Here is a 25,628-nt window from a genome sequence, read left to right as displayed (position 1 = left end):
TTCCCATCGCCTGCTAGGCTTCCTCGCACAGTCTAGTTGAGGGGCGTCGCCATGTTTCATTCCAGATTGCATTCGTTCTCCCGTCTCGTGATCTCCCTGACCCTTGCCGCCGGACTGGCCTTGCTCGCCGGTGGCGCGAACGCCCAGGACAAGCGGCAGAACGCGCCCGGCGAATTCGACTTCTATGTACTGTCGCTGTCGTGGTCGCCCTCGTTCTGCGAGGAGGCCGCCGAGCGTGGCGGCCGGTCGCAGATCCAGTGCAGCGGTCGGCCCTACGCCTTCGTGGTGCATGGGCTGTGGCCGCAATATGAGACCGGCTTCCCGGAATATTGCCAGCGGCCCGCACCGCGGCTGAACCGCAGCATCGTCTCCTCGATGCTTGATCTGATGCCGGCGCCGGGCCTGATCTTCAACGAATGGGACAAGCACGGCACCTGCTCGGGCCTCGAGGGCCGCAGCTATTTCGAGACGATCCGCAAGGCGCGCGCTGCGATCAAGATCCCGGCCGAATATCTCGATTTGTCTCAGGCCAAGACCGTGGCACCGGCGGAGGTCGAGGAAGCCTTCATCAAGGCCAATCCGGGGCTGGGCAATGCCGCCGTCTCGGTCACCTGCAACCGGACGCGGCTGTCCGAGGTCCGTATCTGCCTCAGCAAGGACCTGCAATTCCGCGCTTGCGACGAGATCGAACGCCGCACCTGCCGCCGCGATCAGGTGACGATGCCGCCGATCAGGGGCGGATAGGATTTGTTCGCCCCCATTCCGGGGCGCGCGGAGCGCGAACGATGATGCGCATTTGCGCATCTGAGAATCCATCCAGCAGCATGCGCCGTGGCGAAATGGATTCCGGGCTCGGTGCCATGCACCGCCCGGAATGACAGCAGTTACTTTCGGCGCGTGATGTCGTAACTCTTCGCCATGAATTACCGCCACGCCTTCCACGCCGGCAACTTCGCCGATGTCATCAAGCACATCGTGCTGGCGCGCATCATCACCTATCTGCAGGACAAGCCGGGGGCGTTCCGCGTCATCGACACCCATGCCGGCGCCGGCCTCTACGATCTCGACAGCGACGAGGCGCGCCGGGGCGGCGAATGGCTGACCGGAATCGCGCGGCTGATGCAGGCGCGCCTCTCGAACGAGACCCTCGCGCTGGTACAACCCTATCTCGATATCGTCCGCGCCTTCAATCCCAAGGGTGAGCTCAAGGCCTATCCAGGCTCGCCGTTGATTGCGCGCGGCCTGCTCCGGCCGCAAGATCGGATCATCGCATGCGAGCTGGAGCCGAAGGCGCGGAAAGCGCTGATCGACGTGCTGCGCCGCGACGAACAGGCCCGCGTGGTCGACCTCGACGGCTGGATGGCGCTGCCGGCTTTCGTGCCGCCGAAGGAGCGGCGCGGCCTCGTGCTGATCGATCCGCCCTTCGAGGCCAAGGACGAGTTCGAGCGGCTGGGCGAAGCCTTCTCCACTGCCTTCGCGAAATGGCCAACCGGCATCTATGTCATTTGGTATCCCGCCAAGAATCGGCGCGCCACCGACACACTGGTTCAAACGGTGGCGCGGCTCGCATCTGCAGCAAAACCGCCGGGAAATTGTCTGCGCCTCGAGTTCAGCGTCGCGCCTCAGCTCGACGGCGGAGCTCTCGCCTCCACCGGGCTCCTGATCGTCAATCCGCCCTACACGCTGCAGGGCGAGCTCAAGACGATCCTGCCCGAGCTGGAAATGCCGCTCGGCCAAGGTGGTGCTGCCAGATTCCGATTGGAGGTGCCCAAGCCTTAAAGCCAGCCCGTAACACTCCGGCATTCTTGGGAAAAATATGCAGGAGCGGTAGTCAATCTGCAGAGAACCGTATTATGCTGTTTCCGTGACTGGCTTTACGTTCCGCTTCCGCGAATGGTTGCGGCGGAGTGAAGGCCTAAGAAAGATCCGGCCGGACCGCCAGCGGTCCGCCCAAGGATGGCCAGCTCCCGGGCTCCGTAGTGCCCCGTCATGTCGTGACGTGAGTCTGCGTTGCGGCGGAGGAGCAATGAGGGGGAGTTTCCCGATGGCCATGACGGGAACGGTTAAGTTTTTCAACGGCGAACGCGGCTACGGTTTCATCAAGCCTGACGACGGCGGCCGCGACGTCTTCGTACATATTACTGCTGTGGAGCGGGCCGGACTGAAGGACCTTGCGGAAGGACAGCGTATTACTTTCGAAGTCGAACCCGACAAGAAGGGGAAGGGACCGAAGGCGGTCAATCTGGTCATCCTCTCCTAGCGGGCCTGACGCACAACATTCGGCGCAATACTTGGCGCAAAAATACTTGGCAAAAAAATCCCGGCCGCGAGCGGCCGGGAGGTTATGGTCCGGTATTTTTTTCTTCAGCTATCAGAAGCGATAGTTCACGCCTGCGCGCACAACGCTGGCGCTATAGCCGTTTGACACCCCTGTAATTGCGAACTGTGTCGTCGACAGATCGATGTAGAGATATTCCAGCTTGGCGCTCCAGTTCGGGGCCAGACCGACTTCCGCACCGGCGCCGATGGTCCAGCCGGCGGTGGTGTGCGATTCCGTCCAGCCGAAGGTCTGCGCACGCAGCTCGCCGAAGGCGAGGCCGGCGGTGCCATAGAACAGCACGTTGCTGAAGGCATAGCCGGCGCGGCCGCGCAGGGTGCCGAACCACGGATTGGAGAATTTCCACGGCGCGAAGGTGTCGTCGGCACCGGCGGCCTGGATGTCGCCCTCGACGCCGAACACAAACGGGCCATTCTGGAAGTTGTAGCCGGCCTGCACGCCGCCGACGAAGCCCGACGGCTTCGAGGGGTTGTTGTCCACCGAGCCCCATTCATAGCCGATGTTGCCGCCGAGATAGGGGCCTGCCCAGCTGTACGCGTTGAGCGGCTGGTTGACGGTATAGGGCGCGCGCTGACCGTAAGTCATGTCGGCGGCCTCCGCCGAAGCTGTCCAGCCGGCGGCAACCAACGCGGCTGCGCCCACAACGAGCCTCTTCATCACTTAACTCCAACGCAACTGCCGTCACCGGTGCGGCGCCCGCGCCGCCGCGCGAGGCAAAACGCATGGTTACGGAACCACCACTTTTTCGCGTAAGATTTATCGAGAGTTCTAAGTTAAAGGGCTGTTAAGCCGGGTTACCGCGCTGTTAACAGGCTTAAGCAAGCGTTACCGGGAACTGCGCCGCCATCCTGTGCGTGCCGCACGGCCGGAACTTCAAATCGGCACCCCCAGCGCCTAAATTCGCTCCATGGTTCACGATTCCACCGACAATCCGGACGACCGCGCGCGCAAACCCGTGCGTGGCGCCGCGCCGGACGTCCCAGCCGAAATGCCTCCGGACCTCGATCCCGCCACCAGCGGTGGCGATGACGAGGACGATGCGCGGCTGCCCGATATCCTGGAAGAGAGCGGCGCCGTCGGCGAAGGACCGCTGGCGACCGGCCATGAGGCGATCGAGCGCGCGGTGCGGCTCGCACCGACCTCGCCCGGCGTCTATCGCATGCTCAATGCGAATGCCGACGTGCTCTATGTCGGCAAGGCCAAGAACGTCAAAAAGCGCCTCTCCAACTATGCGCGCCAGAATGCACCGCAGCCGGCCCGCATCCTGCGCATGATCGCGGCCACGGTGACCGTGGAGATCGTCTCGACCAACACCGAGACCGAGGCGCTGCTGCTGGAAGCCAACCTCATCAAGCAGCTGCGGCCGCGCTTCAACGTGCAGCTGCGCGACGACAAATCGTTTCCTTACATCCTGATCACCGGCGACCATTGGGCGCCGCAGATCCTGAAACATCGCGGCGCGCAGAGCCGGCCGGGGCGCTATTTCGGGCCCTTCGCCTCCGCCGGCGCGGTCAACCGCACCATCACGGCGCTGCAGCGCGCCTTCCTGATCCGCTCCTGCACCGATTCCTTCTTCGAGAGCCGCAGCCGGCCCTGCCTGCTCTACCAGATCCGCCGCTGCGCCGGCCCCTGCACCCGCGAGATCGACTTCGGCGGCTATACCACCCTGGTGCGCGAGGCGAGCGACTTCCTGTCCGGCAAGAGCCATGCGGTGAAGCAGGAGCTTGCCGGCGAGATGGAGAAGGCGTCCGGTGAGCTCGAGTTCGAGCGCGCCGCGCTCTACCGCGACCGCCTCGCCGCGCTGTCGGCGATCCAGTCGCAGCAGGGCATCAATCCGCGCACGGTGGAGGAGGCCGACGTGTTCGCCATCCATCAGGAGGGCGGCTTCTCCTGCGTCGAGGTGTTCTTCTTCCGCACCGGCCAGAACTGGGGCAACCGGGCCTATTTTCCGCGCGCGGAGAAGACGTACACCCCGGAAGAGGTGCTCGGCTCCTTCCTCGCCCAGTTCTACGACGACAAGCCGCCGCCGAGGAACATCCTGCTCTCGCACGAGATCGAGGAAAGCGAGCTGCTCGCCAATGCGCTGTCGATCAAGGCTGGCCACAAGGTCGAGGTCACCGCGCCCAAGCGCGGCGAGAAAAAGGAACTCGTCGCCCACGCGTTGACCAATGCGCGCGAAGCCCTCGGCCGCAAGCTCGCGGACACCGCCACGCAAAGCCGCCTGCTCGATGCCATCGCCACGACGCTGAGCCTGCCCCATTCGCCCAAGCGCATCGAGGTCTACGACAACAGCCACATCCAGGGCACCAATGCGGTCGGCGCCATGATCGTCGCCGGCCCCGACGGTTTCGTGAAGAACCAGTACCGCAAGTTCAACATCAAGTCGGAAGGGATCACGCCGGGCGACGACTTCGCCATGATGCGCGAGGTGCTGGAGCGGCGCTTCAAGCGCCTGATCAACCCGCCCGAGGAGGGTGCGACCAAAGCGAAGGACGACGACTTCCCGCAATGGCCTGATCTCGTCATCATCGACGGCGGCCGCGGCCAGCTCAACGCCGTTCGCGAGATCTTCGCCAATCTCGGCCTGACCCAGGTGTCGCTGATGTCGGTCGCCAAGGGGCCGGACCGGGATGCCGGACGCGAGACCCTGTTCATGCCCGAGCGCGAGGCGATCAAGCTGGAGCCGCGCGACCCCGTGCTTTATTTCATCCAGCGGCTGCGCGACGAGGCCCACCGCTTCGTCATCGGCTCCCACCGCAAGCTGCGCAAGAAGGACATCCGCGAGGCCGGTTTGCAGGAGATTCCGGGCATCGGCCCGTCACGCAAACGTGCCTTGCTGCATCATTTCGGAACCCTGAAGGAGATCGAACGGGCCTCGATCGCCGATCTCGGCAAGGTTCCGGGGGTCAGTGCCGAGAGTGCGCGCAGGATTTTCGAGTATTTCCATCCCCAGCCGGGATGAATTAAAGGGGGACCGCAGTCATATGATCGTCGTGTCCGCACCTCATTTGGGGTGCGGGACGGTTGACGTTCAGGCAGCAGCGGTATTGGTAGGACGGATGAACATCGCCACCACACGAGGGACGACCAGCCGCGCGATGTCCCTCCCCAACATCCTGACCTATGGCCGGATCGCCGCGATCCCGGTCGTCGTCGGATGCATCTATGCGCAGTCGATTCTGGATCAGCCGCTCTGGCTGCGCTGGGTGGCGGTCGCCCTCTTCATCGCGGCCGCGGTCACCGATTACCTCGACGGCTATTACGCGCGGATCTGGAATCAGCAATCGGCGTTCGGCCGGATGCTCGACCCGATCGCCGACAAGCTATTGGTCGCCTCGTGCCTGCTGATGCTGGCCGCCGACGGCATCATCCATGGCTGGTCGTTGTGGGCCGCCATCGTCATCCTGTGCCGCGAGATCCTGGTCTCGGGCCTGCGCGAATACCTCGCCGCGCTCCGCGTCAGCGTGCCCGTGACCAAGCTTGCGAAGTGGAAGACCACGGTCCAGCTCGTCGCGATCGGCTTCCTGCTCGCGGGACCTGCCGGCGACGAGGTGGTGCCCGTCGTCTCGATGATTGGCCTCGCCCTGCTGTGGGCCTCGGCGATCGTGACCATCTATACCGGCTACGATTATTTCCGCGCCGGCATCCATCACCTCATCAAGGAGGACGAGGGATGAAGGTGAAATATTTCGCCTGGGTGCGCGAGCGCGTCGGCAAGGCGGAGGAGACCATCGAGCCGCCGGCGACCGTGCGCACCGTCGAGGAGTTGATCGCCTGGCTGTCTGGCCAGAGCGAGGCCTATGCCTACGCGTTCGAGAAGCCGAAGGTGATCCGCACCGCGATCGACCACGCCCATGTCAAATCGGATGCCGCGATCGCGGGCGCCCGCGAGATCGCGTTTTTCCCGCCGATGACCGGCGGTTAGGCCATGTCTTCCCCAGTCGCCAGCTGCCCTGTCACCATCCGTATTCAGGAAGACGATTTCGACATCGCGCGCGAGATCGCCGTCCTGACCAAGAGCCGGACCGACATCGGCGCGGTCGTGAGCTTCTCCGGCATCTGCCGCGCGGACGATGACAGCGCCAAGGTCGCCGCGCTCACGCTCGAGCACTATCCTGGCATGGCCGAGGAAGAGATCAGGCGCCATGCCGACGAGGCGACCTCGCGCTGGCCGCTGAACGGCGTCACCGTGATCCATCGCGTCGGCCGCTTCATGCCGGGCCAGAACATCGTGCTGGTGCTGACCGCCTCGCAGCACCGCCAGGCCGCATTCCATGCCGCCGAGTTCCTGATGGACTACCTCAAGACCAGCGCCCCGTTCTGGAAGAAGGAAGAGAGCGCCACCGGCACCGGCTGGGTCGAGGCCCACGCCCGTGACGACGAGGCCGCCGCACGCTGGACCAAATCCTGATGGCAAAAGCATCCAAAAAGACCGCGCGCAGCCGCGCCGCGCCGAAGCTCGCGACAGTCGGACGCGGCGAGCTCCTCACGCTGCTCGACTACGTCCGCTACGCGGTGAGCCGCTTCGTTGAAGCAAAACTCGCCTTTGCTCATGGCACGACCGATCCGGTCGCCGAAGCCGCCTTCCTGGTCTGCGAGGCGCTGCATCTGCATCCCGAACAGCTCGAAAGCTTTGCCAACGCGCGCGTCACGGCCGCCGAGGGCAAGACCGTGCTCGATCTGATCCACCAGCGCGTGACCACGCGCAAACCGGCCGCCTATCTCGTCAACAAGATCTACATGCGTGGCCTGCCCTTCTATGTCGACGAGCGCGTCATCGTTCCGCGCTCCTTCATCGGCGAACTGCTGGGTTCGCATTTTGGCGGCGACGGCGAGGCCGGATCGCTGATCGACGACCCTACGGGCGTCGAGCGCGTGCTCGATCTCTGCACGGGATCGGGATGCCTCGCCATCCTCGCCGCGCAGCATTTCCCGAACGCCGCCGTCGATGCCGTCGATATCTCGAAGGGAGCGTTCGAGGTCGCCACGCGAAATGTCGGCGAATACGGGCTCGAGGACCGGATCAGCCTGTATCGCGGCGATCTGTTCGCCCCGCTCGGCGATGCGCGTTACGACCTGATCATCACCAACCCGCCCTATGTCGACGCAGAAGGCATGGCCGCACTGCCGCCTGAGTGCCGGGCCGAACCCAAGCTCGCCTTCGACGGTGGCGCCGACGGCCTCGACGTGGTCCGCCGCATCCTGGCTGAGGCGCCCGATCACCTCACCCCGGACGGCGGACTGATCTGCGAGATTGGCCGCGGCCGCGAATTGGTCGACGAGGCCTTTCCGGAACTGCCGCTGCTCTGGCTCGACACCGAGGACTCCGAGGGCGAGGTGTTCTGGATCGCGGCCGCCGATCTCGCCTGATTCACCACGACGGACGGAGCTCCGTCGGAACAAGTCAAATTCCGCCACGTTCATCCCCCGAACGAATTTTCTCGCTCTCGGAGGATGTCCGCATGCTCGCGCCATCGGGCGAATTGCTGCGCGCCGGCATGGCGCTGAAGCTCAACCACGTCAAACGCGCCGCTCAATCCTATCTGCGTGACCAGACCAGCCAGGCGACCGGCAAGGTGACGTCTTACGCCGTGGCCGGCGGGCTGTTTGCGGTCGCGGGCCTGTTCGTGATCGCGGCATTCTTCGTCGGGCTGATCGCCCTATACCGCTGGGTCGCCATCACCTACGGGCAGTTCTGGGGTTTCGGTGCCGTCGGCGGCGTGCTGCTGGTGCTGGCGGCGGTCTGCGCGGGCGTGGCAATGGCGCAGATGAAGCGCAAAGCCAAGCCGATCGTGCCGCTGGCCAGCCGGTTGCGCGTTGCGATCGCGACCCCGCGGATCCCGCGCGGAACGGTCAAGGAGGCCGTGAAAGAGGTGGCGACCACGATTCCCCTTGCGCCGCTCGCGCCGGGCGAGCGCCGCCATGGCGCAAGAGCCCGGCCCGTTCGCACCAACCGACCCGTGCAGCTTGGCTTGATGCTCGCCGCGATTGGGTTGGCAGGGTTCACGGCAGCGCGCCGCCGGCGTCACGGCCGGAGATTGGACGCTTAAATGCTGGTGCGGCGCTCCGAACAGATCGACTCCTGGCTGCTGGTGGCGGCGACGGCCGTCTTCGTGCTGACGGCGGAGCGCTACTTTCAGGACAGGGACTTGGTCCCATCGGGGCCCCCGCAAGACCATCGAAAAGGCGAGGCGAATTCACCGGAAACGCATCCCGCGCGCGCGGCCGTGCAGCCCGGCCATGGCCGCCGCGCCAAGAGCCCGTTTGAGATCCCCTGGAAGGGCTGGAAGGATATCTTCTGGCGGACCTATCAGCGCATCGATGAGGATCGCCTGCTGGCGACAGCGGGCGGCGTGGTGTTCTTCGGGCTGCTCGCGGTCTTCCCGGCGGTCACGGCGGTGGTCTCGTCTTACGGTCTGTTCGCCGATCCCGCGACAATCAGCGCCAATCTGCAGACGCTTGCAACGATGCTGCCCGAGGGCTCGTTTCAGATCGTCGAGGACCAGGTGGCGCGCGTGGTCTCGCATGGCAATACCACGCTCGGTGCCACGTTCCTGCTCGGCCTTCTGCTGGCGATCTGGAGCGCCAATGCGGGGGTCAAGGCGATCTTCGATGCCCTCAATGTGGCCTATGAGGAACGCGAGAAGCGCAGCTTTATCCGGCTCAACATGGTCTCGCTGGCCTTCACGGTCGGCGGCATCGTGGCACTGCTGGTGATGGTGGGGCTTGTCGTAGCCTTTCCGCTGGCGCTCAATCATCTCGGCATGGCACCCGAAAGCAAGCTGATCGTGGCGCTGGCACGATGGCCGCTCATGTTCCTCACCCTGCTGGTAGCGCTTGCGATCCTCTACCGCTTCGCGCCCAGCCGCGATGCGCCGCGCTGGCAATGGCTGAGCCTCGGCGCGGTAATCGCCGCCATCCTCTGGATCGCCGGCTCGGCGCTGCTGTCCTGGTATCTCTCGGAGTTTGCCAACTACAATGCGACCTACGGCTCGCTCGGCGCGGCAATCGGCCTGATGACCTGGATGTGGATGTCGGCGATCGTCATCATGTTCGGCGCCGAGCTGAATTCGGAGATCGAACGGCAGACGCTGAAGGACACGACCGCGGGGCCACCCAAGCCGCTCGGCACCCGCGACGCCGTCTCGGCCGACACGGTCGGGGCCGCCGCGCCAGCCTGACCGCGCCCGGGAACGGGCCGCTATCCCCTCGAATCAACAATGATGATAAGCTCATGCAGCTTGGGGGAGCATGAGGCGTGACGGGTTCGCACAGCGGCCCGTGTTTTCCCGGGTGAGGCAGTCAGCTCTTTGAGGCGTAACGCGCGGCATGATTCGCATTTCGACGATCTTCATCGCCATCTGCATGGTACTGGTCGCGGCCTCGCTCGGGCTTGTGCTCTACGCCGTCGCCGGCATCAGCGGAACCGAATCCGCGATCGTTGCCCTGACCGCGCTGACCTTCCTGATCCTCTACAACGCGGTGTCGATGCGGCTGCGCGACCGCAGCGATGTCGGCGGCCAGATCGCCGATTTGTCGCGCGGCACCGCCGACCTCGCCCGCCAGGTGGCGGAGTTCGGCCGCCGCCTGGCCGCGATCGAGGGACGTATCGCCTCGTCCAATTCGACCAACTCCGACCGCATCCAGTCGGTGGTCGGCGAGATCAACGAGCTCGGCGGATTGGTCAGGCAGCTCGCCACCACCGTATCGACTCATGAGGATCTGTTGGCTGGCAATGCGCCAGCGCCGGCTCCCGCTCCGATCGCCAGGCTGGAGCCGGAGGCGCCAATCGACCTGATTACGCCGTTCGAGGAGCGGCCTGCCCCGCCGCCGCTGCCCGCACCGCCGTCACGACCAGCACCGGCGATCCAGACCCAGGCCGCCAATCCGGTTCCGGCAGTCAACGGGCGCAACCAGACCCAGTTGCTGGCGGCGCTGCGCAACGCGATCGACGAAAACCGCATCGACATCTTCCTGCAGCCGATGGTGACGCTGCCGCAACGCAAGGTGCGGTTCTATGAAGCCGTGACGCGACTTCGTGACGAGCGCGACCAGCTGATCGCCGCCGAGGAGTTCATCAGCATCGCTGAAGCGTCCGGCCTGATCGGGCGCATCGACAACATGGTGATGCTGCGCTGTGTGCAGGTGCTGCGGCGCCTGATGGTGCGCAACAAGGACGTCGGCGTGTTCTGCAACGTCGCGGCCTCAACGCTCGGCAATTCCACCACCTTCGCGCAATGCCTCGACTTCCTCGAAGCCAACCGGGCGCTGGCGCCCTCGCTGGTGCTGGAGTTCAAGCAATCGACCTTCCGCAATCTCGGCCCGGCCGAGACCGAGAATCTCGCGGCGCTCGCTCAGCGCGGCTTCCGTTTCTCGATCGACCATGTCACCGATTTGCGCATCGAGCCGCGCGAGCTGGCCGACCGCGGGGTGCGCTTCATCAAGGTGCCGGCCACCCTGCTGCTCGACCCCCGGCAGGCCTCGGCCTCGGACATCCATCCTTCCGACCTCTCCGACTTGCTCGGCCGCTTCGGCATCGACCTGATCGCCGAAAGGATCGAAGGCGAGCGCGCGGTCGTGGACCTGCTCGACTATGACGTGCGGTTCGGCCAGGGCTTCCTGTTCGCGCCGCCCCGGCCATTGCGGCCTGAGGGGGCATCTGCTACCGGCGGGGCCTCGCCGAACCAGGCGCAGGACATTCAGGGATCCAATGGCTCCGCTCCCCCCAGCCAAGGCGCGACATCTGGCGCGACGTCAGCCCCTCCGGCACAACGCATCACCGGCAACGCGGCGCTCGCGCGCCGCATCTGATCGACGCTGCGCATCATGACCACACTGCATTTCGCCGAAAGCCTGCGCGAGCTCGTGGGCGGTGTCGATGTCGTACTCAGCGACATCTGGGGCGTGGTCCATAACGGCCTCGAATCCTTCCCGGAAGCCTGCGAGGCGTTGCACACTTATCGCAGCCGCGGCGGTACGGTGATCCTGATCACCAACGCACCGCGCCCGGCCGATAGCGTGCAGCGGCAGTTGCGCAAGCTCGGCGTCGCCGACGAGACCTATGACGCGATCGTGTCGTCCGGCGACCTGACCCGGCTCTATGTCGCCGAGCATCCCGGCCGCAAGATGTTCTGGCTCGGCCCCGAGCGCGACAACTCGATCTATCGCGGGCTCGACGCGAAGACCGCGCCGCTGGAGGAAGCCGACTACATCGTCTGCACCGGCCTCTATGACGACGAGACCGAAACGGCGGAAGACTATCGCGGCATGATGCTGAAGGCGCGCGAGCGCAAGCTGACGCTGGTCTGCGCCAATCCCGACATCGTGGTCGAGCGCGGCGACCGGCTGATCTATTGCGCCGGCGCCATCGCGGAGCTCTATCGCGAGCTCGGCGGCGAAGTGATCTTCTACGGCAAGCCGCACCGGCCGATCTACGAGCGCGCCATGGCACTCGCCGGCGAACGCCAGGGCCATCCGATCGACCGGAAAAAAGTGCTGGCGATCGGCGATTCCGTCCGCACCGACTTAACCGGCGCGCGCGAATTCGGCATCGACTGCCTGTTCGTCACCCGCGGCATCCATGCCGAGGAGTTCGAGGGCCTCGACCAGCTCGACCCGGCATCGGTGATGGAATTGTTCGGCCACCCGCCGAAGGCGCTGATGCGCGAATTGAAGTGGTGACTGGGCGTGAACTGACGCCGGCTTAGACCAATTGCTTAGCTCTCAACACCGTCATGGCCGGGCACAGCCGTCCGAAGGACGGCGTCGCTTCCGCTCGCCTATGACCCGGCCATCCACGACTTGCTTCCAACGCCCAAGAACGTGGATGCCCGGGACAAGCCCGGGCATGACGATCTCCATAGAAAGCTGTGTTTGGATCAGGCGGCGCTTTACGCGCTCGCCATGTCCGGGAAGACCGCCTCGATCTTGGTCTTCAGCGTCGCCGCGTTGAACGGCTTGACGATGTAGTTGTTCACACCGGCCTTCTTGGCCGCGATCACGTTCTCGGTCTTGGATTCCGCGGTGATCATGATGAAGGGCGTGGTGGCGAGGTTCGGATCCGCGCGCACTTCGCGCAGCAGGTCGTAACCCGTCATCGGCTCCATGTTCCAGTCGGAGATCACGAGCCCGTACTTCTTGCCGCGCATCTTGTTCAGTGCTGCCGAACCGTCGCTGGCATCATCGATGTTCTCGAAGCCAAGCTGCTTCAGCAGATTCCTGATGATACGGATCATGGTGCTGTAGTCGTCCACCACCAGAACCGGCATCGACAAATCAACCGCCATCTCGACTCCCCCAACGCAAACCCAAGGAATATTACGATCGGACCTGCCCAAGCCGGAGCCCGGCAGTTCCACGCTCAAGGACTAGCACCAAGGCGTTAAACAGCGCGTTAATTGGGGACGCCCGCCAAGAACTGAAATCGCGTTCGATCCGGCCGCCTCCCTCCCGCTTGACTTCATCCGGCCGGTCGCGCCACGGTCCCGCCCGGTCCTGCCGGTTTGAGAATTCCCCTGATGGCTCCGCATTTTACCATTATCCGCGACACCACGCCGGTCTCCGCGATTCCAAGGGGTGCCGTGGTCGCCATGGGCAATTTCGACGGGGTTCATCTCGGCCACCGCGCCGTGATCGCCGCAGCCCTGGAAATGGGCCGGGCGCAGGGCCGCCCCGCGCTGGCATTGACCTTCGAGCCGCATCCGCGGCGGTTTTTCAGCCCCAACACCCCCCAATTCCGCCTGACGGACGAGCGGGCCAAGCTGCGGCTCCTGGCCGGCACCGGGCTAGCCGGCGCCGTGGTCATGACCTTCGACAAAGCCCGTGCCGGAACCAGCGCGCAAGACTTCATTCACCATGACCTGATCGGGCGGCTCGGCGTCAGCGGGATCGCGGTCGGCTATGACTTCCATTTCGGCAAAGGACGCGTCGGCTCGCCGAGCCTTCTGGTCAACGAAGCGCCCCGCCTCGGCATCGAGGTCGATGTGCAGCCCCATGTCGATATCGACGAGCGGCCGGTGTCCTCCAGCGCCATCCGGATCGCGCTCGCCGAAGGCCTCCTCGGCGATGCCACTACCATGCTGGGCGCGCCCTGGTTCGTCACCGGCGAGGTCATCCACGGCGAGAAGCGCGGCCGCGATCTCGGCTATCCCACCGCCAACATCCGCCTGGACGCCAATTGCGGACTGAAGCACGGCATCTATGCGGTGCGCGTCGGCCGCGGGCCTGAGCGGCTGGACGGGGTGGCAAGCTTCGGCCGCCGCCCGACCTTTGATAACGGTGCCCCGCTGCTCGAGATCTTCCTGTTCGACTTCAAGGGCGACCTCTACGGGCAGGCTCTGGACTGCGCCTTCGTCGGCTTCATCCGCGAGGAGCTGAAATTTGACAGTCTGCAGGCCCTGATCCGCCAGATGGACGACGATTCCGCCCGTGCCCGCGCCATCCTGGTCGCCGCCCCGGACGCATTTCCGCGGCTCGGCACCATCGATTGAGCCCGAACCCGGCTTCCCCGAACCTTTGCGCTTCCCTTGGCCCCCTGCTATGGAGGGCCCATGTTTGCGCGGCGCATCATAGGGATTAGCGGCCCGGCTTCCGCCTGAGCCTTCGGCTCGGCGCAAGACCGGGATTTTGTCGTTTCACCCCGCGATTCCGCATCGCCATCCGTTCCCGCGCCCTTCCGAGCCAGTCAGCCTCATGTCCGAAAAGCCGCAAAAATCCCCAAAGTCTGAAGCCAAAGACTATTCGAAGACCCTGTTCCTGCCGCAGACCGAATTCCCGATGCGCGCCGGCCTGCCGCAGCGCGAGCCGGAGATCCTCAAGCGCTGGTACGAGATCGGCCTCTACGAGAGACTGCGCGAGGCTGCCCAAGGTCGCGCCAAGTTCGTGCTGCATGACGGCCCGCCCTATGCCAACGGCAACATCCATATCGGCACCGCGCTGAACAAGATCCTCAAGGATCTCGTCACCAAGAGCCAGCAGATGCTCGGCTTCGATTCCAACTACGTGCCGGGCTGGGACTGCCACGGCCTGCCGATCGAATGGAAAGTCGAGGAAGAGCACTATCGCAAGAAGGGCAAGCAGAAGCCCGACTTCCGCGACTCCACCGCGATGATCGATTTCCGCCGGGAGTGCCGTGCCTACGCCACGCATTGGCTCGGCGTGCAACGCGAGGAGTTCAAGCGCCTCGGCGTCATCGGCGATTGGGATCATCCCTACGCCACCATGAGCTTCCCGGCCGAAGCCCAGATCGCGCGCGAGCTGATGAAGTTCGCGGCCAACGGCACGCTCTATCGCGGCTCCAAGCCGGTGATGTGGAGCGTGGTCGAGAAGACCGCGCTCGCTGAAGCCGAGGTCGAGTACGAGGACTACACCTCCGATACGGTGTGGGTGAAATTCCCGGTCACCTCGCCCGCGCACGGTGCGCTCGCTACCGCAAGCGTCGTGATCTGGACCACCACGCCGTGGACGTTGCCGGGCAACCGCGCCATCTCGTTCTCACCGAAGATCGCCTACGGCCTGTACAAGGTGACGGACGCGCCCGCCGACAATTGGGCCAGGACCGGAGATCTCCTGATCCTCGCCGACGCGCTCGCTGAAGAGGTCTTCAAGCAGGCGCGCGTGACGGCCTTCGAGAAGGTGCGCGACGTGCCCGGCGACACCATGGACGCGATCGAATGCGCCCATCCGCTGAAGGGTCTTGCCGGCGGCTACGACTTCATCGTGCCGCTATTGCCCGGCGACCACGTCACCGACGACACCGGCACCGGCTTCGTGCACACCGCGCCCGGCCATGGCCGCGAGGACTTCGATGCCTGGATGGCGCAGGCGCGCGAGCTCGATGCGCGCGGCATCACCACGGCAATCCCCTACACCGTCGACGAGAACGGCGCCTACACCGATCATGCGCCGGGCTTTGCCGGCAAGCGCGTCATCAACGACAAGGGCGAGAAGGGCGACGCCAACGAGGCCGTGATCAAGGCGCTCGTCGAAAAGGGCATGCTGCTCGCGCGCGGCCGGCTCAAGCACCAATATCCGCACTCCTGGCGCTCCAAGAAGCCGGTGATCTTCCGCAATACGCCGCAATGGTTCATCGCGATGGACAAGGACGTGGCGCAGGGCGGCAAGACCAAGAGCGGCGACACGCTGCGCGCCCGCGCGCTGCACGCGATCTCGGTGACGCAATGGGTGCCGCCGTCAGGCGAGAACCGCATCAACGGCATGATCGAGGCGCGGCCCGACTGGGTGATCTCGCGCCAGCGCGCCTGGGGCGTGCCGATCGCAGTGTTCGTGCGCGAGAAGGGCGACGGCTCCGCCGAGATCCTCCAGGACGAGGCCGTCAACAACCGTATCGGCGAGGCCTTCGAGCAGGAAGGCGCGGACGCCTGGTACGCGAAGGGCGCGCGCGAGCGCTTCCTGGGCGCACGGGCCAATGAAGACTGGCAAAAGGTCGACGATATTCTCGACGTCTGGTTCGATTCCGGCTCGACCCACACCTTCGTGCTCGAAGACCCCGTGCAGTTCCCCGGGCTCGCTGGCATCAAGCGCAAGGTCGACGGCGGCACCGACACGGTGATGTATCTGGAAGGCTCGGACCAGCATCGCGGCTGGTTCCACTCCTCGCTGCTGGAGAGCTGCGGCACCCGCGGCCGCGCGCCCTACGACGTCGTGCTGACCCACGGCTTCACCCAGGCCGAGGACGGCCGCAAGATGTCGAAGTCGCTCGGCAACACCATCGAGCCGCAGGCCGTCATCAAGGAATCCGGCGCCGACATCTTGAGGCTCTGGGTGGCGTCCTGCGACTACACCGACGACCAGCGCATCGGCCCCGAGATCCTGAAGAACACCGTCGAGACCTACCGCAAGCTGCGCAACACCGTGCGCTGGATGCTCGGCACGCTGCATCATTACAAGCCGGCCGACGCAGTGGCGCCTGCGGAGATGCCCGAGCTCGAGCGGCTGATGCTGCACGAGCTCGCGATCCGCGCCGCCGCCATCAGCAAGGCCTATCAGGAGTTCGACTTCAAGACCGTGGTCGCGATCCTGTCCGCTTTCCTGAACAGCGAGCTCTCGGCGTTCTATTTCGACATCCGCAAGGACACGCTGTATTGCGATCCGCCGTCGTCGCCGACGCGCAAGGCGGCGCTGACGACGATCGACCTGTTGTGCGCCTCGGTCCTGAAATGGCTGGCGCCGATCCTCAGCTTCACCGCGGAGGAAGGCTGGCGCATGTACCGGCCCGATGCCGAGCCATCGGTGCATCTGACCCAGTTCCCGACCGATCTCGAAGGCTTGCGCGACGACAAGCTCGCCGCGAAATGGGAAGCGATCCGCAACGTCCGCCGTGTCGTCACCGGCGCGCTCGAGCTCGAACGCGCCGCCAAGAACATCGGCTCCTCGCTGGAGGCTTCGCCGGTGATCTACGTCGCCGACCGGGACATGCTGATGACGCTGTTCGACGTCGACCTCGCCGAAATCTGCATCACCTCGAATTACGAGGTGCGCGAAGGCGAGGCGCCCGCCGATGCGTTCCGGCTCGATGCCGTCCCCGGTGTCGCGGTCGTGGTGGAGAAGGCGGTCGGCACCAAATGTGCCCGCTCCTGGAAGATCTCCCCAATGGTCGGCGAAGACGCTGAATATCCCGACGTCACCCCGCGCGATGCACAGGCGCTTCGCGAGTGGAAGGCGTTGGGCGTGAGCGTCTGATCCCGCGGCCATGACCCCGCTCCGCGCCGGCATCCTCGCAGCCCTGGTCACCCTCGTGGCCGACCAGGCCTCAAAGCTCTGGCTGCTGAACGGGTTCGACCTCGCCCGTCGCGGCGTGGTCAAGGTGACGCCGTTCTTCGACCTGGTGCTGGCCTGGAACATCGGCATCAGCTTCGGCTGGCTGCAGAACGACGGCCAGGCGGCGCAGCTCGCGCTGATGGCCGTCAAGGCCATCGCCGTGGTCGCGCTGGCGATCTGGATGGCCCGCTCGCACACCCGGCTGGCCACGATCGCGTTGGGCCTGATCATCGGCGGCGCCATCGGCAACGGCATCGACCGCCTCGCCTATGGCGCGGTGGTCGATTTCGCCCTGCTCCACATCGAGATCGGCGGAAATACCTATAATTGGTATGTGTTTAACCTCGCCGACGTGGCCATCGTTGCTGGGGTGGCGGGGCTATTGTATGATTCCTTCCTGGGGGTACCCGCCGCAAAAGCGCCCTGATCCCGGCCGATACGGACCGGCAGGTGGAACCCGGCCTTTGCGAGGGTTTGCCGCGTGCGAGCGGCGATCTGACACAATATGGAACAGGTACAGTAATGCGCAGCTCGAAGACCAGCATTTCGATGGTTCGAGACCCCCGATTGGGGCTTTGGCGGGCGTTGAAATTGTCCGCTGTCGCGCTCGGCATCGGCCTCGTCATGTCGGCTGGCGCAGCGCGCGCCGGTGACGACGACGATGAAGATGACGGGATGACCTTCGAAGAGAAGATCATCGACAATCTGATGTCCGGCATCGGCGCCAAGAGCATGGAAAAGCCCGGCATCGAATACCGCGAGCGCTCGCCGCTGGTGGTGCCGCCCAAGCTCGACCTGCCGCCTCCCGCGACCCAGGCCAAGGCTGCGCCGAACTGGCCCAAGGACCCCGAGGAGAAGCGCCGCAAGGAAGCCATCGCCGCGCGCAAGAAGGCAACCAAGGAAACGGAAAACTGGCAGGCCGCCCGACAGCTGACGCCCGCCGAGATGAAGGCCGGCCAAGTCGCCGCAGCCCCCCGGACAAGCAATGACCCGATCCAGCCGGGCACCAACGGCAATCCGTCACTCAGCCCCGCCGAACTCGGCTTCTCCGGCGGCCTGTGGAATATGATGAAGGGCGGCAACGCCACCGAAGAAAAGAAATTCACCGAGGAGCCGCCGCGCCAGTCGCTGGTCGAGCCGCCGCCGGGCTATCAGACGCCGTCTCCGAACTACGCCTATGGCGCCGGGCCGGACAAGTCGCGACGGACCTATTTCGACATCATGTCCGGCAAGGACAAGGAACAATAGCGTTCCTGTTCCACAGACCCGAAACCCCGCGCCGGCGATTCATGTACGCCGGCCGAGGCGCATAAATTGCTGATCAGTAACTTGCCATCGCGTTGAGTTCTCTGCTTCGTGACGCGAAGCCTCAGCCGCACGGTGTAGCATGCCGTGCCGTCCGAGCCGGACATCCGGACCTCGGCCTTTCACTAGGGATCATGATGTCCGCAAACCGATCGGCTGCCTGCCTCCTTGCCGCGCTGCTTTCGACCAGTGTCCTGACATCAGGCGCGGCCCTTGCCCAGACCACGGTCACATCGGCCCCGCCCGCCAGCTTCACGCTCAGCAACGGCATGCAGGTCGTGGTGATCCCCGATCACCGCACGCCCGTCGTCACCGAGATGATCTGGTACAAGGTCGGCTCGGCCGACGAGACGCCGGGCAAGTCCGGCCTCGCCCACTTCCTCGAGCACCTGATGTTCAAGGGCACCTCGAAGCACCCCGTCGGCGAATTCTCCCAGACCGTGCTTCGCGTCGGCGGCAACGAGAACGCCTCGACCTCGGTCGACTACACCAACTATTACCAGCGCGTGCCGAAAGAGCAGCTGCCGACCATGATGGAGTTCGAGGCCGACCGCATGACCGGCCTCATCCTCAAGGACGAGAACGTGCTGCCCGAGCGTGACGTCGTGCTCGAAGAATACAATATGCGCGTCGCCAACAATCCGGACGCGCGGCTGAACGAGCAGATCATGGCCGCGCTCTATCTCAATCATCCCTACGGCCGTCCGGTGATCGGCTGGCACCAGGAGATCGAGAAGCTCGACCGCGAGGACGCGCTCGCCTTCTACCGCCGCTTCTATGCGCCGAACAACGCGATCCTGGTGATCGCCGGCGACGTCGAGGCCGCCGACATCCGCCCGTTGGTCGAGCGCAATTTCGGCTCCATCCCGGCCCAATCAGCCATCCCGGCGCGGCGCGTCCGTCCGCAGGAGCCGGAGCCCGCCGCCCCGCGCACCGTCACGCTGGCCGACCCGCGCGTCGAGCAGCCGAGCATGCGGCGTTATTATCTGGTGCCCTCGGCAACCACGGCCGCGGCCGGCGAGAGCGCGGCCCTCGACGTGCTGGCGCAGCTGATGGGCAGCGGCAGCAATTCCTATCTCTACCGCGCCCTCGTCGTCGACAAGCCGCTCGCAGTCTCCGCCAATGCCAGCTATTCGAGCATCTCGCTCGACCCGACCCAGTTCGCGATCTCTGCCTCACCGAAACCCGGCGTCAGCTTCGCAGAGGTCGAGCAGGCCGTCGACGGCGTCATCGCCAATGTCGCGCAGAACCCGATCCGCGCCGAGGATCTGGAGCGGGTCAAGACCCAGCTCATCGCGGAAGCGATCTACGCCCAGGACAACCAGGCGGTGCTGGCACGCTGGTATGGCGGCGCGCTGACCACCGGCCTGTCGATCGAGGACATCAGGAGCTGGCCCGATCGCATCCGCGCGGTCACCGCCGAGCAGGTCCGTGCGGTCGCGCAGAAATGGCTCGAGAAGAAGCGCTCGGTGACGGGCTATCTGATCAAGGACACTGCCGCCACCAAGCGCGAGGAGAAGCGTTCGTGACCTATCCTTTCCTTAGACGCGTTGCCTTCTCGTTTGTCACGGGCGCTGCGCTTTCCCTCGCCGCCATCTCGCCGTCGCAGGCGGCCGCAAAGATCCAGCACCTGGTCTCGCCGGGTGGTATCGAGGCCTGGTTCGTGCAGGACGCAACCGTGCCGCTGATCGCCATGGAATATTCCTTTGCCGGCGGCTCGGCGCAGGATCCCAAGGACAAGCCGGGCGTCGCCAATCTGGTCGGCGATCTCCTCGACGAAGGCTCCGGCGATCTCGACTCCAAGACCTTCCACGAGCGGCTCGACCGCCGCGCCATCGAGCTCTCCTTCAGCGCCACCCGCGACACTTTCCGCGGCAGCCTGCGCATGCTGCGCGACAACAAGGACGAGGCCTTCGACCTCTTGCGGAGCGCGCTGACCTCGCCGCATTTCGACCCCGCCGATGTCGAGCGCATCCGCTCGCAGGTCGTCTCGGGCCTGCGCCGCGAGACCACCAATCCGACCTCGCTGGCGAGCCGCAAGTTCCTGGAGGTCGCCTTCGGCGATCATCCCTACAGCCGGCAGAGCAACGGCAACCTCGACAGCGTGCCGACCATCACGATCGCCGACATGAAGGACTATGTCGGACGGGTCCTCGCCAAGGATGGGCTGAAGGTCGCTGTCGTCGGCGACGTCGATCCGGCGACCCTCGGCAAGCTGCTCGATCACACCTTCGGCAGCCTGCCCGCCAAGGCCAACCTCACGCCGGTCCCCGACGTCGAGGCCGCAAAACCGCCGCAGCGCGCCTTCGTGACGCTCGACGTGCCGCAGACCGTGATCACCTTCGGCGGCCCGGGCGTGAAGCGTAGCGATCCCAACTTCATGGCGGCCTATGTCGTCAACCACATCCTCGGCGGCGGCGGATTGTCTTCCAGGCTCTATCGCGAGGTGCGCGAGAAGCGCGGCCTGGCCTATTCGGTCTATGAAGCGCTGCTCTGGATGGAGCATTCGGCGGTGTTCATCGGCAATACCGGCACGCGCGCCGACCGCGCCGGCGACACCATCGATGCCATTGAAAAGGAAGTGCGCCGGATCGCCGAGGAAGGCCCGACGCAGAAGGAGCTCGACGAGGCCAAGTCCTACCTCAAGGGCTCGCAGATGCTGGCGCTCGATACCTCGTCCAAGCTGGCCCAGGCGCTGCTGCAATACCAGCAGGACAAGCTGCCGATCGACTATATCGAGAAGCGCAACGCCATCGTCGACGCCGTGACGCTGGACGACGCCAAAGCCGCCGCCAAGCGCCTCTGGGGCCAGGGCCTCCTGACCGTCGTCGTCGGCCGCGCCCCGCAGGCCGCGGCGCAGCCCTCCGCGGCTCCGGCGACGAAGTCGAACTGACGTCCCTCTCAGATGTCCTGAAATGGCCGGGCTCGCCCGGCCATTTGCGTTTCCACCAAGCACCATTGCCCAACGCAGACGTCCGCGATATGTCCGGACATCACGAATGGTGCCATCATGCTGCGGATATCCCGCGATCTCGTCATCGACGAGGACGACATCGAGATCGGCTTTGTCCGCGCCTCCGGCCCGGGCGGGCAGAACGTCAACAAGGTCGCGACCTCGGCGCAGTTGCGCTTTGACGCGCGCAAGCTGACCCTGCCGGAGGATGCAGCGATTCGGCTCGCCCGCCTCGCCGGTCAGCGCATGACCAAGGACGGCGTGATCGTGATCCAGGCGCAGCGCTTCCGCACCCAGGAGCGCAACCGCCAGGATGCCATTGATCGCCTCACGGAGATGCTGCGCGAAGCCATGGTGCGGCCAAAGCCGCGGCGGGCGACAAAGCCGACTTTTGGCTCAAAGCAACGCCGGCTCGAGGGCAAGAAGCGCCGCAGCGACGTCAAGGCCGGACGCGGCGGGCGCTTCGACGACTAATTAGCGCGGCAAAAAACTCCGGCCGCAGGGCGACCGGAGTTTTGCCGTTTCACCGGCGAGACTAGTAACGCTTGGAAGGGGCTGCGCCGCCCGTCGTGGCATCGTCGGCCGTTCCCTTGTGCGCAGCGCTACCCGTGGTGCCGACCGTGCCCCTGGTGCCTTTGGTCGATTTCATGCCGGTCTTCTCGCCCGCCGCGCCCGGCTGAGCATTCATCTCCTCGTCGCCGCTGCCCATCGTGCTGCCTTGCATGGGTTTGCTCTGCACGGTGCCGCCCGGTTTGGCGGTGGGGGGCGCGCTTTGCGCGAGAACGGGCGTCGCAATGAGAGCCGACAGAGCGCATGCGATCATCGAGGTCTTCACCAACTTCATCCATTTCTCCTGGATTTTTTCGCGACGAATGGCTCGGCGGCGCACACGCCGCTGATCTGCACCGGGCCATTGCATCGCGTCGAGAGTTCAAGCGGCGCAATCGTCATGCAATGCGCATGGTGTGGTGATCGTTTAGGGATTTGACGGCGGTTTCGCGGAATTGTGCTCCGCATATAAGGCAGCGCGGAACACCGCGCATCACGAGCATCTCCGCACGCAGCGAAACAGCCCGCTACTACCACCGCCCATCTGACGCCGCCTAGAGTTTGCGCAGGTTGATGTCGATGGGCGGCTCTAGACGATGCGCGCGTTCGTGCTGGGATTGTGCACCGCGATGGTGCTGGTGGTGCGGGTTGCCGACGCACAGATGCCTTTGCCGGCCGCAAAGCCGCCGGACGGTGCGACACTCTTCAAGCAACAATGCGCGGCGTGCCACACCACGAACCTGTCGGAGCCGGTGCGCCAGGGACCGCCGCTGCTCAAGGTCGTGGGCCGTCTCGCCGGCAAGGTCGAAGGCTTTCGGTATTCGCAAGGCCTCGCCAACGCAGATTTCACCTGGGACGAAGCCCGGCTCGACGCCTGGCTGACCAATCCGCAAGCCGTCATTCCCGGTGTCGTCATGGCCTATCGGCAAGGTAAGCCGGAGACGCGCGCCGCCATCATCGCTTACCTGAAGGGGCAGAACTGAATGGCAAAGCCGGTCCATTCCATGATCCGCGTGCTCGACGAGGCGCGCTCGCTCGACTTCTACCGGCGTGCCTTCGGCCTCGAAGTCGCAGACCATCTGAAATTCGCGGACTTTGCCCTGATCTATCTGCGTCACCCCTCCTCACCTTTCGAGGTCGAACTGACGGTGAATTTCGATCGCAAGACGCCGTACCAACTCGGCGACGGCTACGGCCATCTCGCCGTCGTGGTCGAGGATCTCGAGGCCGAGCATGCCCGCTTCGAGCGCGAGAAGCTCGCGCCGGGGCCCTTACGCGATTTCAAGCACGACGGCAGGACGCTGGCGCGCTTCTTCTTCGTCAGCGATCCCGATGGCTACAAGATCGAGGTGATCCAGCGGGGCGGACGGTTCGGCTGACACAAAGGTCCAAATCATAAAAATCCACGGAGGAATGCCATGAGAGAAGTCGATCGTCGAAGCAAGCACAGCCGTCGCGTCTTTCTCAAGGGTGCGGCGACCGCCGTGCCGGTCGTAGCCGTCGCGACCAGCGTCACCGTGAGCATCGAAGATGCGTGGGCCGATGATGCCAGCGCACTCTCGCCCGCGACGATGAAGACACTGCTGAAAGTCGCGCGCGACATCTATCCGCACGACGTGCTCGGCGACAGCTATTACATCACCGCGGTCAAGCCGTGGGACGGCAAGGCGGCGAAGGATCCCGCCGTCAAGTCGCTGATCAGCGACGGCATCACGCGGCTCGATCAGAATGCGCGGGATCGCCACAAGGTGCCCTATGTCGAAGTGCCATGGGAAGCCGACCGTGTGGTGCTCTTGAAGGAGATCGAGGGAAGCGACTTCTTCCAGAAGGTGCGCGGCGACCTCATCGTCTCGCTCTACAACCAGAAAGAGGTCTGGCCGCGGTTCGGCTACGAGGGCTCCTCCGCCGAGCACGGCGGCTACATCAACCGTGGCTTCGCCGACATCGACTGGCTGCCGAAGGCTTGAGACCCACCCCAACGGTTCAGGAGAACGCATATGGCAAAATTCGATCTGAACGACTCCAGCGTTGTGGTGATCGTCGGCTCCGGTGCCGGCGGCGGCACGCTGGGCAACGAGCTCGCGCAGAAGGGCGTCAAGGTGGTCATTCTCGAAGCGGGTCCCCGCATCGAGAACCACGACTTCGTCAACGACGAGTGGGAGAGTTTTTCCCAGCTTGCCTGGACCGATGCGCGCACCACCTCGGGGACGTGGCGCGTCGCCAAGGATTTTTCCGGCCTTCCCGCCTGGATCGTCAAGGCGGTCGGCGGCTCGACGACCCATTGGGCCGGCGCCTCGCTGCGCTTCGATGAGCACGAGTTCAGGGTGAAGAGCACCTACGGCAACCTTCCCGGCGCCAATCTCCTGGACTGGCCGGTCACGCTCGCCGAGATGGAGCCGTGGTACGCCAAGGCCGAGAACAAGATGGGCGTGACCCGCACCAACGGCATTCCCGGCCTTCCCGGCAACAATAATTTCAAGGTGCTGGAAGCCGGCGCCAAGAAGCTCGGTTACAAGACGGTGCACACCGGCAATATGGCGATCAACAGCCAGCCGCGCGACGGCCGCGGCGCCTGCCAGCAGATCGGCTTCTGCTTCCAGGGCTGCAAATCCGGCGCGAAATGGTCGACACTCTACACCGAGATCCCGAAGGGCGAGGCGACCGGCAATCTCGAAGTGCGACCGAGCAGCATGGCGATCAAGATCGAGCATGATGCCGGCGGCAAGGTGACCGGCGTGGTCTACGCCGACGAGAGCGGCGCGATGCAGCGCCAGAAGGCGCGCATCGTCGCGGTCGCCGGCAACTCGATCGAGAGCCCGCGGCTGCTGCTCAACAGCGCCTCGACCATGTTCCCCGACGGCCTTGGCAATTCATCGGGCCAGGTCGGCCGCAACTACATGCGGCACATGACCGGCAGCGTCTATGCCATGTTCGAGAAGTCGGTGCACATGTATCGCGGCACGACCATGGCCGGCATCATCCGCGATGAAGCCGCCAACAACCCGAAGCGCGGCTTCGTCGGCGGCTACGAGATGGAGACGCTATCGATCGGGCTGCCGTTCATGGCGGCGTTCCTCAATCCCGGCGCCTGGGGCCGTTCATTCACCGCGGCGCTCGACGGTTATCCCAGGATGGCCGGCATGTGGCTGGTCGGCGAGGACATGCCGCAGGAGACCAACCGCATCACGCTCGACCCTCGCGTGAAGGACAAGTTCGGGCAGCCGGTCGCAAGTGTGCATTTCGACGATCATCCCAACGATCTCGCGATGCGCGCGCACGCCTACAAACAGGGCGCTGCGGTCTACGACGCCGTCGGCGCCACCGTGACCTATCCGACGCCGCCCTATCCGAGCACCCACAATCTCGGCACCAACCGGATGAGCGAGAAGCCGCGCGACGGCGTGGTCAACAAGTTCGGACAGAGCCACGACGTCAAGAACCTGTTCGTCTCGGACGGCAGCCAGTTCACCAGCGGCGCGGCGTGCAACCCGACGCTGACCATCGTCGCGCTGGCGATCCGGCAGGCGGACTACATCGCGGGCGCGATGCAGAAGAAGGAGATTTGATCGTACGTTGGCGTCGCTCGCCAGGACGACGTTGAGGAGGGATTGCGTATCCACACTCAGGTGTCGTCCCGGCGAACGCCGGGACCCATAACCACAGGGAGCAGTTTGGCGGAAATTGGCAGTTCGGTACTCCGACCTT

26 protein-coding genes are annotated in these 25,628 nt (G+C 65.0%); 23 read left to right on the top strand and 3 right to left on the bottom strand.

Annotated features, from left to right (window positions below; translation table 11 throughout):
• The first annotated feature begins 51 nt into the window (after window positions 1–51).
• The 3 genes from GGD65_RS24055 to GGD65_RS24045 all read left to right on the top strand — a co-directional run bounded on the left by GGD65_RS24055 (window position 52) and on the right by GGD65_RS24045 (window position 2,260).
• A complete protein-coding gene (locus tag GGD65_RS24055; protein ID WP_183236813.1) occupies window positions 52–744 on the top strand; it encodes a ribonuclease T2 family protein in 693 nt (230 codons plus the stop codon).
• A gap of 174 nt (window positions 745–918) precedes the next feature.
• On the top strand, window positions 919–1,779 hold the full coding sequence (locus tag GGD65_RS24050; protein ID WP_018318351.1) for a 23S rRNA (adenine(2030)-N(6))-methyltransferase RlmJ: 861 nt from the start codon (window positions 919–921) through the stop codon (window positions 1,777–1,779).
• A 265-nt stretch (window positions 1,780–2,044) separates the two neighbouring features.
• Entirely contained in the window at window positions 2,045–2,260 is a 216-nt protein-coding gene (locus GGD65_RS24045) for a cold-shock protein (protein WP_008544396.1), read from the top strand.
• A gap of 111 nt (window positions 2,261–2,371) precedes the next feature.
• Here the strand turns inward: GGD65_RS24045 and GGD65_RS24040 are convergent, their stop codons facing one another.
• Window positions 2,372–2,995, bottom strand: a complete 624-nt coding sequence (locus GGD65_RS24040) for an outer membrane protein (protein ID WP_020508683.1) — start codon at window positions 2,993–2,995, stop codon at window positions 2,372–2,374.
• 250 nt (window positions 2,996–3,245) lie between these two features.
• Between GGD65_RS24040 and uvrC the strand changes: the two genes are divergently transcribed.
• The 9 genes from uvrC (at window position 3,246) to GGD65_RS23995 (ending at window position 12,019) form a co-directional block, all read left to right on the top strand.
• Window positions 3,246–5,300 (top strand): excinuclease ABC subunit UvrC, encoded by a 2,055-nt coding sequence (uvrC, locus tag GGD65_RS24035; protein WP_183236812.1) that lies wholly within the window; start codon window positions 3,246–3,248, stop codon window positions 5,298–5,300.
• A gap of 97 nt (window positions 5,301–5,397) precedes the next feature.
• Window positions 5,398–6,015: a CDP-diacylglycerol--glycerol-3-phosphate 3-phosphatidyltransferase gene (pgsA, locus tag GGD65_RS24030; protein ID WP_018318354.1), complete on the top strand. Its 618-nt coding sequence runs from the start codon at window positions 5,398–5,400 to the stop codon at window positions 6,013–6,015.
• Window positions 6,012–6,263, top strand: a complete 252-nt coding sequence (gene moaD, locus GGD65_RS24025; protein WP_018318355.1) for a molybdopterin converting factor subunit 1 — start codon at window positions 6,012–6,014, stop codon at window positions 6,261–6,263. Before pgsA ends, moaD begins: the two co-directional genes overlap by 4 nt.
• Window positions 6,264–6,266: 3 nt before the next feature.
• Window positions 6,267–6,749, top strand: coding sequence for a molybdenum cofactor biosynthesis protein MoaE (locus GGD65_RS24020; RefSeq protein WP_183236811.1), 483 nt, complete (start codon window positions 6,267–6,269; stop codon window positions 6,747–6,749).
• Entirely contained in the window at window positions 6,749–7,708 is a 960-nt protein-coding gene (prmB, locus tag GGD65_RS24015; RefSeq protein ID WP_183236810.1) for a 50S ribosomal protein L3 N(5)-glutamine methyltransferase, read from the top strand. Before GGD65_RS24020 ends, prmB begins: the two co-directional genes overlap by 1 nt.
• A 92-nt stretch (window positions 7,709–7,800) precedes the next feature.
• A complete protein-coding gene (locus GGD65_RS24010) occupies window positions 7,801–8,388 on the top strand; it encodes a phage holin family protein (protein ID WP_183236809.1) in 588 nt (195 codons plus the stop codon).
• Entirely contained in the window at window positions 8,389–9,519 is a 1,131-nt protein-coding gene (locus tag GGD65_RS24005; protein WP_183236808.1) for a YihY/virulence factor BrkB family protein, read from the top strand.
• Between the two features lie 148 nt (window positions 9,520–9,667).
• Complete coding sequence (locus GGD65_RS24000; protein ID WP_183236807.1) at window positions 9,668–11,149, top strand: EAL domain-containing protein; 1,482 nt, start codon at window positions 9,668–9,670, stop codon at window positions 11,147–11,149.
• A 15-nt stretch (window positions 11,150–11,164) separates the two neighbouring features.
• The gene (locus tag GGD65_RS23995; RefSeq protein ID WP_028140142.1) at window positions 11,165–12,019 is read left to right on the top strand and encodes a TIGR01459 family HAD-type hydrolase; all 855 of its coding nucleotides are present in this window, start codon (window positions 11,165–11,167) and stop codon (window positions 12,017–12,019) included.
• 209 nt (window positions 12,020–12,228) lie between these two features.
• Here GGD65_RS23995 and GGD65_RS23990 read toward each other — a convergent pair whose 3' ends face one another.
• The gene (locus GGD65_RS23990; RefSeq protein ID WP_008567674.1) at window positions 12,229–12,624 is read right to left on the bottom strand and encodes a response regulator; all 396 of its coding nucleotides are present in this window, start codon (window positions 12,622–12,624) and stop codon (window positions 12,229–12,231) included.
• A gap of 231 nt (window positions 12,625–12,855) precedes the next feature.
• On the opposite strand from GGD65_RS23990, the gene GGD65_RS23985 reads away from it, so the two are divergent.
• From GGD65_RS23985 to arfB, 7 genes are all read left to right on the top strand, one after another.
• Window positions 12,856–13,827 carry a bifunctional riboflavin kinase/FAD synthetase gene (locus GGD65_RS23985; protein WP_183236806.1) on the top strand — a complete coding sequence of 324 codons (972 nt, stop codon included), beginning with the start codon at window positions 12,856–12,858 and terminating at the stop codon, window positions 13,825–13,827.
• 202 nt (window positions 13,828–14,029) lie between these two features.
• Window positions 14,030–17,038, top strand: a complete 3,009-nt coding sequence (gene ileS / locus GGD65_RS23980; protein WP_183236805.1) for an isoleucine--tRNA ligase — start codon at window positions 14,030–14,032, stop codon at window positions 17,036–17,038.
• 10 nt (window positions 17,039–17,048) lie between these two features.
• Window positions 17,049–17,543 (top strand): signal peptidase II, encoded by a 495-nt coding sequence (gene lspA / locus GGD65_RS23975; RefSeq protein WP_018318364.1) that lies wholly within the window; start codon window positions 17,049–17,051, stop codon window positions 17,541–17,543.
• Window positions 17,544–17,638: 95 nt separating this feature from the next.
• Complete coding sequence (locus GGD65_RS23970) at window positions 17,639–18,364, top strand: hypothetical protein (protein WP_018318365.1); 726 nt, start codon at window positions 17,639–17,641, stop codon at window positions 18,362–18,364.
• 194 nt (window positions 18,365–18,558) lie between these two features.
• Window positions 18,559–19,950 (top strand): pitrilysin family protein, encoded by a 1,392-nt coding sequence (locus GGD65_RS23965; protein WP_183236937.1) that lies wholly within the window; start codon window positions 18,559–18,561, stop codon window positions 19,948–19,950.
• Window positions 19,947–21,314 (top strand): pitrilysin family protein, encoded by a 1,368-nt coding sequence (locus GGD65_RS23960; RefSeq protein ID WP_183236804.1) that lies wholly within the window; start codon window positions 19,947–19,949, stop codon window positions 21,312–21,314. Before GGD65_RS23965 ends, GGD65_RS23960 begins: the two co-directional genes overlap by 4 nt.
• A gap of 117 nt (window positions 21,315–21,431) precedes the next feature.
• Window positions 21,432–21,848 carry an alternative ribosome rescue aminoacyl-tRNA hydrolase ArfB gene (gene arfB, locus GGD65_RS23955; protein WP_018321949.1) on the top strand — a complete coding sequence of 139 codons (417 nt, stop codon included), beginning with the start codon at window positions 21,432–21,434 and terminating at the stop codon, window positions 21,846–21,848.
• A gap of 61 nt (window positions 21,849–21,909) precedes the next feature.
• Here the strand turns inward: arfB and GGD65_RS23950 are convergent, their stop codons facing one another.
• The gene (locus GGD65_RS23950; RefSeq protein ID WP_026202641.1) at window positions 21,910–22,218 is read right to left on the bottom strand and encodes a hypothetical protein; all 309 of its coding nucleotides are present in this window, start codon (window positions 22,216–22,218) and stop codon (window positions 21,910–21,912) included.
• Window positions 22,219–22,519: 301 nt separating this feature from the next.
• On the opposite strand from GGD65_RS23950, the gene GGD65_RS23945 reads away from it, so the two are divergent.
• The 4 genes from GGD65_RS23945 to GGD65_RS23930 are packed head-to-tail and all read left to right on the top strand — an operon-like array spanning window position 22,520 to window position 25,489.
• Window positions 22,520–22,906 (top strand): c-type cytochrome, encoded by a 387-nt coding sequence (locus GGD65_RS23945; protein ID WP_092255213.1) that lies wholly within the window; start codon window positions 22,520–22,522, stop codon window positions 22,904–22,906.
• Window positions 22,907–23,302: a VOC family protein gene (locus tag GGD65_RS23940; protein ID WP_092255216.1), complete on the top strand. Its 396-nt coding sequence runs from the start codon at window positions 22,907–22,909 to the stop codon at window positions 23,300–23,302. It begins immediately after the preceding gene.
• Between the two features lie 39 nt (window positions 23,303–23,341).
• Window positions 23,342–23,890 (top strand): Twin-arginine translocation pathway signal, encoded by a 549-nt coding sequence (locus GGD65_RS23935; protein ID WP_092255219.1) that lies wholly within the window; start codon window positions 23,342–23,344, stop codon window positions 23,888–23,890.
• A gap of 30 nt (window positions 23,891–23,920) precedes the next feature.
• Window positions 23,921–25,489, top strand: a complete 1,569-nt coding sequence (locus tag GGD65_RS23930) for a GMC family oxidoreductase (protein WP_183236803.1) — start codon at window positions 23,921–23,923, stop codon at window positions 25,487–25,489.
• The last annotated feature ends 139 nt before the right edge of the window (window positions 25,490–25,628 follow it).

Source organism: Bradyrhizobium sp. CIR18, from assembly GCF_014198295.1.
Classification (GTDB): Bacteria; Pseudomonadota; Alphaproteobacteria; order Rhizobiales; family Xanthobacteraceae; genus Bradyrhizobium.
The sequence above is the reverse complement of the archived record's forward strand: the minus strand, read 5'-3'. Positions and strand labels throughout refer to the sequence as shown.